General features: G+C 36.6%; 11 protein-coding genes. 7 read left to right on the plus strand and 4 right to left on the minus strand.

Annotated elements, in window-relative coordinates:
- Positions 1-165: 165 nt before the first annotated feature.
- Entirely contained in the window at positions 166-699 is a 534-nt protein-coding gene (locus DOK81_RS00170; protein WP_206907019.1) for a 3'-5' exonuclease, read from the minus strand.
- A gap of 79 nt (positions 700-778) precedes the next feature.
- Positions 779-1534, minus strand: a complete 756-nt coding sequence (locus DOK81_RS00175; RefSeq protein WP_206907021.1) for an exodeoxyribonuclease III — start codon at positions 1532-1534, stop codon at positions 779-781.
- A gap of 117 nt (positions 1535-1651) precedes the next feature.
- Between DOK81_RS00175 and DOK81_RS00180 the strand changes: the two genes are divergently transcribed.
- From DOK81_RS00180 to DOK81_RS00190, 3 genes are all read left to right on the plus strand, one after another.
- Complete coding sequence (locus DOK81_RS00180) at positions 1652-2572, plus strand: Gfo/Idh/MocA family oxidoreductase (protein WP_206907023.1); 921 nt, start codon at positions 1652-1654, stop codon at positions 2570-2572.
- A 72-nt stretch (positions 2573-2644) separates the two neighbouring features.
- Positions 2645-3571 carry a UDP-N-acetylmuramate dehydrogenase gene (gene murB, locus DOK81_RS00185; protein WP_206907025.1) on the plus strand — a complete coding sequence of 309 codons (927 nt, stop codon included), beginning with the start codon at positions 2645-2647 and terminating at the stop codon, positions 3569-3571.
- Between the two features lie 513 nt (positions 3572-4084).
- Positions 4085-5599: a flavocytochrome c gene (locus DOK81_RS00190; RefSeq protein WP_206907027.1), complete on the plus strand. Its 1515-nt coding sequence runs from the start codon at positions 4085-4087 to the stop codon at positions 5597-5599.
- Positions 5600-5734: 135 nt separating this feature from the next.
- On the opposite strand, the gene DOK81_RS00195 is transcribed toward DOK81_RS00190, so the two are convergent.
- The gene (locus DOK81_RS00195) at positions 5735-6451 is read right to left on the minus strand and encodes a GntR family transcriptional regulator (RefSeq protein ID WP_206907028.1); all 717 of its coding nucleotides are present in this window, start codon (positions 6449-6451) and stop codon (positions 5735-5737) included.
- Between the two features lie 158 nt (positions 6452-6609).
- Here DOK81_RS00195 and DOK81_RS00200 point away from each other — a divergent pair, with 158 nt between their 5' ends.
- The 4 genes from DOK81_RS00200 to DOK81_RS00215 are packed head-to-tail and all read left to right on the plus strand — an operon-like array spanning position 6610 to position 13139.
- Entirely contained in the window at positions 6610-7953 is a 1344-nt protein-coding gene (locus DOK81_RS00200) for a PTS transporter subunit EIIC (protein ID WP_206907030.1), read from the plus strand.
- A gap of 36 nt (positions 7954-7989) precedes the next feature.
- Positions 7990-10626, plus strand: a complete 2637-nt coding sequence (locus tag DOK81_RS00205; RefSeq protein ID WP_206907032.1) for a glycoside hydrolase family 38 C-terminal domain-containing protein — start codon at positions 7990-7992, stop codon at positions 10624-10626.
- Positions 10592-11920 carry a glycoside hydrolase family 125 protein gene (locus DOK81_RS00210; protein WP_206907034.1) on the plus strand — a complete coding sequence of 443 codons (1329 nt, stop codon included), beginning with the start codon at positions 10592-10594 and terminating at the stop codon, positions 11918-11920. The genes DOK81_RS00205 and DOK81_RS00210 overlap by 35 nt, the downstream gene beginning before the upstream one ends.
- Positions 11921-11972: 52 nt before the next feature.
- Positions 11973-13139 (plus strand): endoglycosidase, encoded by a 1167-nt coding sequence (locus DOK81_RS00215; protein WP_242589814.1) that lies wholly within the window; start codon positions 11973-11975, stop codon positions 13137-13139.
- Between the two features lie 37 nt (positions 13140-13176).
- Here the strand turns inward: DOK81_RS00215 and DOK81_RS00220 are convergent, their stop codons facing one another.
- Complete coding sequence (locus tag DOK81_RS00220) at positions 13177-13812, minus strand: SDR family oxidoreductase (protein WP_206907036.1); 636 nt, start codon at positions 13810-13812, stop codon at positions 13177-13179.
- Positions 13813-13817 lie beyond the last annotated feature (5 nt).

Consider the following 13817-nt stretch of genomic DNA (forward strand, 5'->3'; position numbering starts at 1 on the left):
AAACAAGGTTCTTATTTTTTAAATTTTGAAGTGATTTAGTCGTTCAGAGCTGGACACTTCTTTCCAATAAGCCCAAATGACTAAAAAATTTGAGAAGCAATTTCTGGTCATTTATTCTTATTTCTCGAAGCTGAACGCTTGGCTCCATAACCTTTTTTCACAATCTTACTTCAAAGTAACCAATTTCTTAAGCGGCTCCGTCCCAAAATGCTTTTCTTGATAAAGCAAAATTTCAGCACAAGCTCGACTATCTTCTAACGCATCGTGATGATGATCTAGTGAAATAGAAAGATTCTCACAAACCGTATTGAGTTTATGGTTAGGGAATTCTGGAAATAGTTTGCGACTACTTTTCACCGTACATAATGATAAATAATTTGGTTGATCGAGGTGATAGTAGTCCAAACAGCCGGCTAACACTTTAGTATCAAAAGCGGCGTTATGCGCAACTACTAGCCGATTTTGTTGAAAATAATTTTGAATCGTTGACCAAACTTCTGGAAATTTTGGTGCATTTCGCACATCTTCTTGATGAATGCCATGAATTTGAACATTACGCCAGAAAAAAGGTGTTTCCGGCTGGATCAAGGTATAGTATTCATCAACAATCTGACTATTTTGAACCATCACTAATGCCAATGAACAGGCACTATGTGGTTGATGGTTAGCTGTTTCAAAGTCCATTGCAACGAAGTTCATTTTCATAAACCCCCCTTTAAAAAGTATTCTAACATAGATTATCGAAAAATAAATTGTTTCTAGAAATCAAAACAAATCGTTACATTTTTAAGTCTAGCTCTACTGGGCAATGATCACTACCAAAAATTTCAGTATGGATTTTGGCATCGATTAAATTGCTATCCAAAGAACGACTTGTTAAAAAATAGTCGATGCGCCAACCGGCATTATTTTTCCGTGCATTGAAACGATAGCTCCACCAAGAATAAATGCCTTCTTGCGTTGGATAAAAATGACGGAAAGTATCAGTAAATCCTGTAGCAAGCAAATGAGAAAAGGCATTGCGTTCTTCAAGGGTAAAGCCAGCATTCTTTTGATTTGTTTTCCAGTTTTTTAGGTCAATTTTCTCATGTGCTACATTTAAATCACCACAGATGATGACTGGCTTTTGTTTGTTTAACTCATTTAAGTAGTTTTCAAAAGATTTTTCCCATTCAAGTCGATAAGCTAATCGCTTTAATTCGCTTTGCGAGTTTGGCGTGTAGCAGGTAACTAAGAAGAAGTTTGGGTATTCTAATGTAATCAAACGACCTTCTTGATCGTGTTCATCAATTCCCATACCGTAAGAAACAGTTAGTGCCTCTTCCTTAGCAAAAATGGCAGTACCTGAATATCCTTTTTTGACTGCGTAATTCCAATATTGATGATAACCAGGCAAGTCTAACGCTATTTGTCCTTCTTGTAATTTCGTTTCTTGTAAACAAAAGAAATCTGCATCTAACTCATGAAAGACTTCCATAAAATTCTTTTTCATAATCGCTCTAAGGCCGTTAACATTCCAAGAGATAAGTTTCAAAATAGACACTCCTTTTTACTTAAGTACGTCTTTTTTCTGTTCTCATTGTACTTCAATTTTATCAAAATGAAAAATGGTGTAAAATTAAGTTAAGAAAGAATTATTGGAGGAGAAAAAATGAAGATTGGCGTAATCGGTATTGGCAACATTGCAGAAAAAGCGTATCTACCCACTTATGCAAAAAATCAAGGAACATTGAACTTTTATTTTGCAACTAGAAATGAAGAAACGAAAAAAAGAATCAAAGAGATGTATGGCTTTTCTCATTTGTATGAAACGATTGATGAATTGATTGCAGAAAAAATCGAAGCATGTATGATTCACGCAGCAACAAAAGTTCATTATGAACTCGCAAAAAAATGTTTAGAACATGGAATCCATGTATTTATTGATAAACCATTAAGTACTTCGTTGAATGAAGTAGCTGAGTTACAAGCTTTGGCAGAAAAAAATCAAGTTGTATTGATGATTGGGTTTAATCGTCGCTTTGCACCGATGGTTGATGAATTGAAGCAATTGCCTAATAAACGTCTGATCCAGTTGCAAAAAAATCGAATAGCTGCACAAGAAACAACGGAATTTGTTGTGTATGATCTTTTTTTACATTTAGTAGATACAGCTGTTTATTTATTGGATGAACCCATTACTCGAGTGAACAGTAAGATCATTGAACAGAATGATTATCTAGAGCTTGCAATCTTGCATCTCGAAACGGCTAATCAAACAGCTATTTTAACAATGGATTTGAGAAGTGGTGCGAATACGGAACAGTATCAAGTAACCAGTGAACAAGGGACTTACGAAGTTCGTAATCTGACACAGATGACGATTCAACAAGAGGGACAAACACGACTAAAGGAATTTGGCGATTGGACGAATACTTTAGAAAAACGCGGGTTTGAGCCAATGGTCATGGCATTTTTTGAACAAATTCAACAAGCGCAATCAAATAATCAACAGTTAAAACAAGCGGGAGTCTATCAGAGTCATGAGCTTTGTGAACAAATGATCCGGGTGCATCTTCGTCATCTGCTTTAACATCGAGGGTAGTAACTTTGTTTTAAGCGTGATAGAATGATGTGGATGTTTGAAAAGAAAGGAAAATCCTCAGTGAATAAAGAAGAATTAATGAAGCACTTACCAGAGATAACTTTGCTCTTAGATGAACCGTTGATGAATTATACATTTACCAAGACTGGTGGACCAGTAGATGTCCTTGCTTTTCCAAAGAGAAAAGAAGAAGTCAAAGAAATCGTTGACTATTGCAGAATGAATCAAGTGCCTTGGATGGTATTAGGAAACGCTAGCAATTTGATCGTTCGTGATGGCGGGATTCGTGGTGTAGTTATTATGTTGACTGAAATGAATGCTGTTCATGTAGAAGATACAGTTGTTGTGGCAGAAGCAGGTGCGAAACTAATTGATACAACTTATGCAGCTTTGGCGGAATCATTAACAGGCTTTGAATTTGCTTGTGGAATTCCAGGAAGTGTTGGCGGGGCTGTTTATATGAATGCGGGAGCGTATGATGGTGAAATCAAGGATGTCCTTGCAGAAGTCGATGTTTTACTTGAAGATGGAACGATGCAAACACTAACCAACGAAAAAATGAATTTTTCTTACCGTCATAGTGAAATCCAAAATATGAATGCAATCGTGTTAGAAGCACGTTTTCAATTAAAAAAAGGAAACTACCCACAAATTAAGGCGCGAATGGATGAACTAACTGAATTGCGTCAATCTAAACAACCTCTTGAGTATCCCTCTTGTGGCAGTGTATTCAAGCGTCCTGTTGGGCATTACACTGGACAATTGATCCAAGAAGCAGGTTTACAAGGCTTAAAATGGGGTGGCGCACAAATTTCTGAAAAGCATGCAGGATTTATTGTCAATATTGATCATGCAACGGCGACAGATTATGTGGAATTGATTGGTCATATTCAACAAGTCATCAAGGAAACGTTTGATGTGGAATTGGAAACGGAAGTTCGAATCATTGGTGAATTAGCTCCAGAAAAAAATTCAACAAAATTTTAAGAGAAGGTTGTGGCACCAAGCGTTCAGCTCCGAAAAAATAAAGAATAACTGGCAAAAATGGCTGTCCATATTTTTGGACAGTGATGAATTATTTCGAGGAGTTGCTTGGGGAACACCGTGAAGAAGGTTGTGGCACCAAGCGTTTAGCTCCGAAAAAATAAAGAATAACTGGCAAAAATGGCTGTCCATATTTTTGGACAGTGATGAATTATTTCGAGGAGTTGCTTGGGGAACACCGTGAAGAAGGTTGTGGCACTAAGCGTTCAGCTCCGAAAAAATAAAGAGAATAAGAAACAATTTCTTACAAGTTTTTGTGATTATTTAAGAAATGACGTTAAAAGTTGTGACAATCGTCACAACTTTTTTTGTTGATCTAAAATTATGTTATTTCTTTATTTGTCAAATGCTTGATAGTGTCTGATTTTTTTATCTGTCTTTTAAATTTTTCTCATAGCTGTTGTTATTGTGATTTTGTTCACTTATAATGGGCTTTGGGAAAAAAGGAGGAAAAAAATGAAAAAATTATTAGCGAGTTTATTTATTGTGACATCTGTTATCACGATGAGCGCCTGTTCATCAGATAATTCAGCTTCAAAGGAATCATCAAACTCAAGTACAAAAGAAACAACAGATGTGTCTTCTGGTGCATCTGAACAAGCATATACAGATCCAAAAGAAATGAAAGATTCCTATGACCTAGTGATTGTTGGTGCTGGTGGAGCTGGAATGACTGCTGCAATTGAAGCAAAAGATGCTGGATTAAATCCAGTTATTTTGGAAAAAATGCCAGTTGCGGGCGGAAATACTTCAAAATCTTCGAGCGGAATGAATGCCTCTGAAACTAAATTCCAAAAAGCAGATGGCATCACAGATTCAAATGACGCGTTTTATGAAGAAACCTTAAAAGGTGGTGGGGGAACGAACGACAAAGAAATGTTACGCTACTTTGTTGATCATTCAGCAGACGCTATTGATTGGTTAGACACAAATGGTATTACTTTAGATAACTTAACGATCACAGGTGGGATGAGTGAAAAACGTACGCATCGCCCATCAGATGGTTCTGCAATTGGTGGCTACTTAGTTGAAGGGCTTTTGAAAAACGTTCATGAACGTGAAATTCCAATTTTTGTAAACACTGATGTTACAGATATCAAGAAAAATGACGGTACAGTGAATGAAGTAACTGTACAAGTACAAGGTGAAAAACCAAAAGAAATCACTGGAAAAGCAATTGTTGTAACAACTGGTGGTTTTGGTGCAAGCAAAGAATTGATTGAAGAATATCGTCCAGACCTGAAGGGTTATGTAACAACTAACCAAGAAGGTTCAACGGGTGATGGCATCAAGATGATTGAAAAACTTGGTGGACAAGCAGTGGATATGGATAAAATTCAGATTCACCCAACTGTTCAACAAGACAAAGGTGTTTTGATTGGTGAAGTTGTCCGTGGTGAAGGTGCAATTCTTGTCAATAACGATGGTGAACGTTTTGTAAATGAAATGGATACTCGTGATAAAGTATCAGCAGCAATTACTGCTTTGCCAGACAAATCAGCTTACTTGATCTTTGACCAAGGCGTACGCGATCGTGCGAAAGCAATTGATTTCTATGATGAAAAAGGCTATGTTACAGCTGGTGACAGCATTGAAGATTTAGCAAAAGCAATCAATATTCCTGAAGAAACATTAGCAAAGACAGTTACTACTTGGAATAGCGAAGTAGCAGATAAAAAGGATACACAATTTAATCGTACAACTGCGATGGACAATGATTTATCAAAACCAAAATATTATGCCATCAAAATCGCACCAGGGATCCACTATACAATGGGTGGCGTGAAAATCAATACGAACACAGAAGTATTGAATGCAGATAATGAACCAATTAAAGGTTTATATGCGGCTGGTGAAGTAACTGGCGGCTTACATGGGGATAACCGAATTGGTGGAAATTCAGTAGCGGAAATTATTATTTTCGGACGACAAGCGGGGCAACAAGCTGCCAAATTTGTTTCTGAAAACTAAAAACAAGCTTGGGATAACTAATATCCCAAGCTTGTTTGTTACTTTAGCATTTCAACTTTACAGCAGCAAACAAGCATGCAAACTATTTTTTAGTTGGTATGCTTGTTTGCTTTTTCCAAGTGAACTGACTGGAGTTTACAGCTTCTTTAAATGAACATCGAGAACAAACTTACTTTGATTACTAATAAAATAAGATTTTGAAAATTCAAATGCCCGACCTTTTTGATCGTAACCAATTTGTTCGATTACCAATACAGGATTATTTTTTTTGATACCTAAAGAGTCACTAACTTCTTCATTTGCATGATCTGCATAAACAATTCGGCGTGCATCAACTAACTGTAACTTCGCTTCATGACCTAAATAGTCATAAACGGATCCTTGCAAGATTTCTTCGGTGATTGGTGCGATAGCGACCGGCATAACGACATGTTCGAAACTATAATACTGGCCATTCAATAAACGAACGCGCTTAAATTCATAAACAGGGTCCGTTTTATTTAAAGATAAGTTTTGCTGTTCTTCTTCTGTAGGCAAACGAGCATCAAAAAACAAAATATTACTTTTGATTTCTTGATCACGATGGGAATAAGTTACCCCAACCGGTAAATCTAAGGGAAGTAATTCGCTTGTGTTGTTTTCAATTGTTGGACGAATATATGTACCGGAACCTTGCTTACTAAATATTAATCCCTCATTTTCTAATAAAGATAGTGCTTTTTTTAATGTAATGCGAGAAACATCATATTTTTCTGCAAAAAATTCTTGGGTAGGTAATAAAGTCCCAGCACGATAATGATTTGTTAAGATATCACGCTTGATATCTGAGTAAATTTCGCGGTATTTGTACAATTTGTAAACCTCACTTTTTATTATTTGTATACACATTTTAATATAAAAAAGATAATTTGTATATATAATTATAAAATTAAGTGTTTACAAATTATCTTAGTTGTATATAATTAAATCAGAAAACGTTTTCTCTAAAAAGTAGAAAAGGGAGTATTACTATGAAATTTGATGTACAAAAACTTCAAGAACCATTGTTAAAAGTTTCAGCTTGGGTTGAAGGCAATACTATTCTACAGGCTGTAAAAAATGCGTTTGTCCGCACTATCCCATTTACTGTTGTTGGGTCATTTTCCAATTTAATTAAAATGCAGATCGATGCGTTGATTAAAAATCAAGGAATCGATAATGCAATTCTAACAAATATTAGTAACTTATTTGGTTACTTAGGAAATGCTACATTAGGAATCGTTGCTATTATTGTTGTCTTTTCTTCAGCTTACTCTTATGCGATTGAATTAAAACAGAAAGAAAAAAATGAACGCTTAAATCCAATTATTGCAACATTACTTGCATTGTCTGCTTACTTTGTAATGGTACCAAATAATGTGAATTATCTCGACTCTAAGGCAGAAATAATCGAAGGTTTTGCTTCTTCTTTCTTCAGTTATGAAGGTATGTTTACCGCATTGATTGTTGGAATGATCGCAGTTGCTTTATTTGCTCGATTTACACGAAGTAAATTTACGATCAAGATGCCGGGGAATGTTCCACAAAATGTTTTTGATTCCTTTTTCTCATTGATTCCGATCAGTGAAGTATTATTGATTTTTGGTGTTCTTCGTATCGTGATCCAATCATTAGGATATGTTTCATTGTTACAAATGATTTCTGAAGTGTTAATCAAACCATTGTTGACTGTTGGAACAGGCTTACCTGCAATTATTATTGTCATTTTATTACAACAAATTTTATGGTTCTTAGGATTACATGGTTTTAATATCGTTTGGGGAGTTGTTTCCGCGTTTTGGTTACCGGTTTTCTTAGAAAATGTTGCGAAGTTTGCAGAAACACAAAGTTTTGCTGGCATCTCAATCGCACCAAATACTATGACAAATGTTTATGCAATGATTGGTGGTTCAGGGGCAACCTTTGGCTTGATCATCGCCATGCTGATTTTTACGAGAAAAGGTGAAAAAGAACGAGAAGTTGCCAAATTAGCATTGATTCCTGGTTGTTTTGGTATTAATGAACCAGTTATTTTCGGATTACCAATTGTTTTAAATCCATTGATGTTCATTCCTTGGATCGTTGTACCAATCGTCAATGCCGTGATTGCTTATGTGGTAACTTCACTTGGCTGGGTCGTTCCATTAGTTGTTTTAAATTCAGGGAATGAACCAATTTTTATTAGCACTTGGGTCTTAGGCGCCTTCCATATTAGTCCAGTCATCTTGACTTTTGTATTGGTGGTCCTAGATATCATCATGTATGCACCTTTTGTCATTTTGAATCAACGACAAGAAAGAGCAGCAGACCAATTGATGGCTCGTTCAGCTGAATAATCGAATGAATTGTAGAAGAATAGAGGAGTGTCACTCATGAAAGATATTTACACAGTCGCACATACCCATTGGGATTTTGAATGGTATTTTACCCGTCAAGAAGCGCGCGTTCAATTTATTTTCCATATGGATGAAGTTTTAGAAGCTTTAGAAACAAATCAATTAGATTATTATACGCTTGATGGTCAAATGTCGATTATTGAAGATTATTTAGCTCTGTTTCCAGAAAAAGAAGCAGATATCAAAAAATTTGTGACAGCAGGACGCTTGTTCATTGGTCCATGGTTCACACAAATTGATGAGATGACTACGTCAGGTGAATCGATTGTTCGTAATCTAAAAATTGGAATTGCAGAGGCCAAAGCATTAGGTGGTGTGATGCGAGTTGGTTATCTACCAGACTCTTTTGGACAAGGACAAGATATGCCAAAAATTTATCAAGGATTTGATATTTCTCACGCATTGTTTTGGCGAGGAATGCCAAGAGAAGCGGAAGCTCGTTACTTTTACTGGTCAAGCAATGATGGCTCAAAAGTCTTAACAGCAAATATCAAAAACGGATACTATGCTGGTGTGGAATTGGTTGAGCAAAATCAATTTGATGATCTTGCAGAAAAAATCAGTACACAGACACCAAGTGAAACACATTTGTTACCAGTAGGTGGTGACCAACGAGCAGTTGACTTTGATTTGAAACAACGAATCAATTTAGCCAATCAAGAAAGCAAAGCAACGACTCGATTCATTGAAAGCAACTATCCGATTTTCTTTAAATCTTTAGAAAATGAATCTGAAAAACTTCCTGAGTTCTCTGGAGAATTTATTGAACCGTCTGATTCAAAAATCCATCGTGGCATTTATTCTTCTAGATATGATTTGAAACAGGTTTACGATCGATTAGAACGTAGCTTGACGTATCAATTAGAACCATTATCTGTCGTAGCAGCAAATCATGGTATTCCTGTCAAACAAGGACTGATTACAAGCTTGTGGAAAATCGTTGCCAGAGGACAAGCCCATGATAGTGCAGGTGGATGTAACAGTGATAAAACGAATCAAGATATCTATATGCGTGGGATTAACGGATTACAAGAAGCGCAGTCTTGTGTGGATTATTTATTGCGAAAATTGAGCATTTCTTTGAACCAAGGACAAGAAAATCAAGTATTTCTTTGGAATCCATTACCCTTTGAATTGTCAACGATTCGTAAAGTGACACTTTCAACTAAAACACCTGATTTTTCATTAGTTGATCAAAACGGTGAAAAAGTCGAAATTGAATTGTTAAGTCAAAAACGAGAAAATGCCGCTCTTTTGAGAAGAGATCCAGCAGCGATGAGTGATGAACACTACTATGTAAGTGAAGTAGCAATCAAGTGTACATTGCCTTCAATGGGATGGCTTTGTTTTACTGTCGAAGAATCGGCTGCAAGTGTACCACAGCTTGCAAAAGCAACGGAGTTAGAAAATGACTGGTATGTGATCCAATTAAAAGAAGGAAAACTAAACCTCTACTCAAAAGAATTGAAGAAATGGTACCATGATTTCTTATGGTTTGAAGACAGTGGTGATGAAGGCGACACTTATGATTATTCACCAGCGTTTAATGACTGGTTCCTAGAACTTGATTTTGCACAGCATCAACAAGTAGTGGTTGAACAAGGCAACTTGATTAGTCGAATGACGATTGAGGGAGAATGGGCATTACCTTTTGACTTACGTTCACGAAAAGAACAAGTAACCGATGGAACAGTCAGCTATACGATGGTTCTGGAATGCAACAAACAAACGAACTTGCTCGATGTGCATCTAACTTTAGATAATCAAGTCCTTGATCATCGTTTACGTTTGATGATAGCAACCAAAACAGCGGCAAATGTTTCTACAAGTGATACGCCATTTGGCATCATCCAACGACCAATTGAAGAAAAACATCTACCTGATTGGAAAGAAATTGGCTATAAAGAAGAACCAACAAGTATGCGACCAATGTTACATCTTGCCAATCTTCATGATGAAAAAGAAAGCTGGTCATTTTTAACTAGAGGTACGAAAGATTTCCAAGTGATCGATGGTGAAAGACAGCAATTAGCAATCACTGTTTTACGTGGTGTGGGTTACTTAGGGCGTCCAGATACGTGGCGAAGACCTGGAGATGCTTCGGGACTTCAAACAAAAGTTGTCCCGACACCAGATAGCCAATTAGTGGGAACAATTGTATTTGAAGGAAGCATTGTTTTAGATGAACTTTTTGATAGCCAAAAGTTACAAACCAACTATTTAGAAACAACACAAGAAGCGCTTGACTATCAAACGCAGGAATTGAATCGTTTTACAACACCCATCCAATATTTCCCAGTCAATCCAAAATCACTTGTTGAAGATCCGCGAGGAAAAGTGACAGCTAGTGAGTTGACTGTTGTATTTAGTAGCCTCCAATCAACCATTGATGGAACAGGGATCGAATTACGTTTGTACAATTCAACAGATATAGCACAAGAAATACCAGGAAAACTCTCTTTTGATGTACCTGCGGAAGTAAAACTACTGAATTTGGAAGGCAAAGTAATTGATTCTGTAGCCAAGAATGTAATAACGTTAGCAATGGATGCTTTCAAGCCAGGTGAGATACGAACATATGGCATTTTTTTCAATAAACAAGAAATGGAGTAGTGACGTGATCAATCAAACAGAGTTAATCAATGAAATCCAAAAATATGCAATGACTATTAACTTAAAAGACGAAAAAGCAACAAAGTTATTTCAACATGCACTCGTTGATACAATTACGAATACTGTTTCTGTAAGAGAAAATGGTGAAATCTTTGTTGCCACAGGTGATATTCCCGCCATGTGGTTAAGAGATTCAACTTTTCAAGTCTTACCTTATTTAGAAATCGTCCATGAAGTGCCCGCAATCAAACAATTGATTCATGGCGTATTGAAGCAACAATTAACGTATATCAAGCATGATCCTTATTCTAATGCATTTAACAAGGAAACTGGTGGCGGTCATTACAGTAATGACACGTCAAATATTCCAATTTCACCATTAGTTTGGGAAAGAAAGTTTGAAATCGATTCATTATGTGCACCATTTTTCTTAGCGTTTCATCTGTACAAAAAAACAGGTTATGAAGCGCATTTGACACCTGATTTTTGGGCGATTGCTGAGTTGGCAATCGATACGTTCATTACAGAGCAACACCACGAAACATCAGAATACCTTTTCCAACGTACAGATTGTCCGCCATCGGACACTTTAGCAAGAGAAGGAAAAGGCACACCGATAAGTTATACGGGAATGGTCTGGAGTGGATTTCGTCCAAGTGATGATGCGTGCACCTATGGGTACTTCGTCCCAGGAAATTTATTTATTCTAGTTATCTTAGATCAATTACTAGAATTGTTAGCAGTGAAAACGGAAGAAGACCAAGAAGTATTACGTCAAAAAATCCAGAAGTTACAAAAAGACATATCAGAAGGTGTCCAACAATTTGCTATTTTACATGACGATAATGGTAAAAGTTATTATGCCTATGAGGTAGATGGTTTGGGAAATCATTTATTTATGGATGATGCAAATGTTCCTAGCTTATTATCTTTACCGTTTTTAGGTTATGTGAAAGAAAACGATCCACTTTATCAAACGACACGTCAGAAAATTTTAAGTAAAGAAAACCCTTATTATTATTCTGGAACTTACTTGGCAGGAATTGGCAGTCCGCATACACCACCAAATTATGTATGGCCGATTTCACTTGCGATGGAAGGCTTGACTTCAACGAATCAAGACTTTGTTGAAGAAAAAATTGATCAAATTGCTAAAACCGACGCTGGAACTTTGCAGTGTCATGAGGGAGTTGATGTGGATAATCCTGAGAATTATACGAGAGAATGGTTTTCTTGGGCAAATATGACGTATTGTGGTTTGGTTTTCCATTATTTGAAATTAAATGGAAAATGAATTGCTAGTGAGGCTTGACGGGATGTTTTACAGAAAAAGAGGAGAAAACAAAATGAAGAAAATGAAGGTTGGATTTGCTGCACTCGTTTTTTTTGCTATGGCACTTTTTATTCCTGTAACAGTTCATGGACAAGAACAAGAACATTCAACACAGACGATGGTTTACTATCGAGCTTGGCGCGATAAAACGATGCAGGGTGTCAACACTAGTTTACCTGATGAAAATTGGTTGACAATGGATGACATTCCTTATGGTATCGACATTGTAAACATCTTTAGTTATGTACCAAAAGGAGAAGAAGACAAAGCAGCACCATTTTTTGAGGAATTGAAAGAACATTACGTACCTAACTTACATGCACGTGGTGTGAAATTAACCAAAGCAATTGACTATTCCGAATTGTTGAAAGTCCCTTATGCTGGTTCATTTCCAACAGAACAAGAGTTTGATGCATATGCAAATCAATTACTAGATGAACACGTACGTGCTTTTGGTATTGATGGTCTTGATATTGATATGGAAACTTTCCCAAGTGCTGCAGACATCGCTCTTTCAGATGGTGTAATCAAAGCGTTAGCAAAATACATTGGACCACTGGCGAACAATGGCACCGTTTTTGTTTACGACACGAATGGCTCTAACTTAGCACCTTTACAAAATGTTGCATCAAGTTTCACCTATTTAGGATACCAACAGTATGGATCGGATGACACACGAACACAACGTGCAATCAATGATTATGCCAATATCATTGAAAAAGAGCGCTTTATGCCAGGTTTGACTTTCCCAGAAGAACAAGACAATAATCGTTGGTATGATACAAAAGAACCTTATGAGACAAGTAATATTTATAAAGTAGCAAAATTTACCGCAGATCATCAATTATATGGAATGTTTTTATATGCTTTGGATCGAGATGGGCGAACATATCATGCAGATGATTTGAATCATGTTGTGCCATCAAACTTTTTATGGACAAAAACGGCTATTTTGCAAGCAAAAGGATTCACTTTAGAGCAAGCAAAAAATATTGCGATCCATCATTGGAACCGAGTAAGCGAAGAAGGACCACTAAAAAATTCAGTCCTAGAAAAAATAAATTTGGCGCAATCTATTTATGAAGTGAACAAAGTATTATTAGGGTCAAGTAGCGACTTTATAAACGATGGCGCAAGCATCACCTATGATCCAATTTATGAATTAACACTTATGAAATAAAAAAAGGTATGGCAAGTAGTTGCCATACCTTTTTTTGCTATTTAGTTAGTGCGTCTGCAATTTCCTCTGTTCCTTCGGAAAGAACAATTGTCTTTCGAGAAAAAGCGGAAGTATCAACTAATTGACTTAAGAATGCAGCAACTGTTTGGCGACTGATTGTTTTAGCAGCTTGTTCACCAGGTTCAGTTAATTGAATGTGTGAAACCTTTTCCTCATTGGTCAAAGTAACTGGTTGAACAATAACATAATCTAAAGTTGTTTGATGCTTCAACCATTCGTCAGCATAGTGTTTCGTAATGTAGTAGTCGATCATTGAAGCAGGCCAGTTTGCTGGATTATCTGCAAAAACGGCACTAATCATTAGGTAACGTTTGACCTCAGCTTGTTCTGACGCACGAATGGTTTTGATTGCACCGTCAAGGTCGACTTGTAATAAGTTTTTTCCTTGAGAACCAGCAGCAAAAATAACTGTATCGATTTCTTTAAAAGCGTTGACCATTTCTGCTACAGTCCAAGTCAAATCAAATGGAACGTAAGTAACGTTGTTCGCTTCAATTAGTGATTGTTTAGCAACATCTCGAACACCAGCAATGATTTGGTGATCCGTCTTTGCAAGGTCTTCAATCAAGTGGCGACCAATTTGACCATTAGCGCCGACAACAAAAATATTCATAGGAA

The organism is Enterococcus sp. DIV0660C, from assembly GCF_017316125.1.
GTDB lineage: Bacteria > Bacillota > Bacilli > Lactobacillales > Enterococcaceae > Enterococcus_B.

Coding starts and splice junctions, on each gene's coding strand:
- DOK81_RS00205 (WP_206907032.1), top strand. CDS start 7,990: ATGAAAGATATTTACACAGTCGCACATACCCATTGGGATTTTGAATGG.
- DOK81_RS00170 (WP_206907019.1), bottom strand. CDS start 699: ATGAACTTCGTTGCAATGGACTTTGAAACAGCTAACCATCAACCACAT.
- DOK81_RS00180 (WP_206907023.1), top strand. CDS start 1,652: ATGAAGATTGGCGTAATCGGTATTGGCAACATTGCAGAAAAAGCGTAT.
- DOK81_RS00210 (WP_206907034.1), top strand. CDS start 10,592: ATGGCATTTTTTTCAATAAACAAGAAATGGAGTAGTGACGTGATCAAT.
- DOK81_RS00220 (WP_206907036.1), bottom strand. CDS start 13,812: ATGAATATTTTTGTTGTCGGCGCTAATGGTCAAATTGGTCGCCACTTG.
- DOK81_RS00215 (WP_242589814.1), top strand. CDS start 11,973: ATGAAGAAAATGAAGGTTGGATTTGCTGCACTCGTTTTTTTTGCTATG.
- DOK81_RS00190 (WP_206907027.1), top strand. CDS start 4,085: ATGAAAAAATTATTAGCGAGTTTATTTATTGTGACATCTGTTATCACG.
- DOK81_RS00200 (WP_206907030.1), top strand. CDS start 6,610: ATGAAATTTGATGTACAAAAACTTCAAGAACCATTGTTAAAAGTTTCA.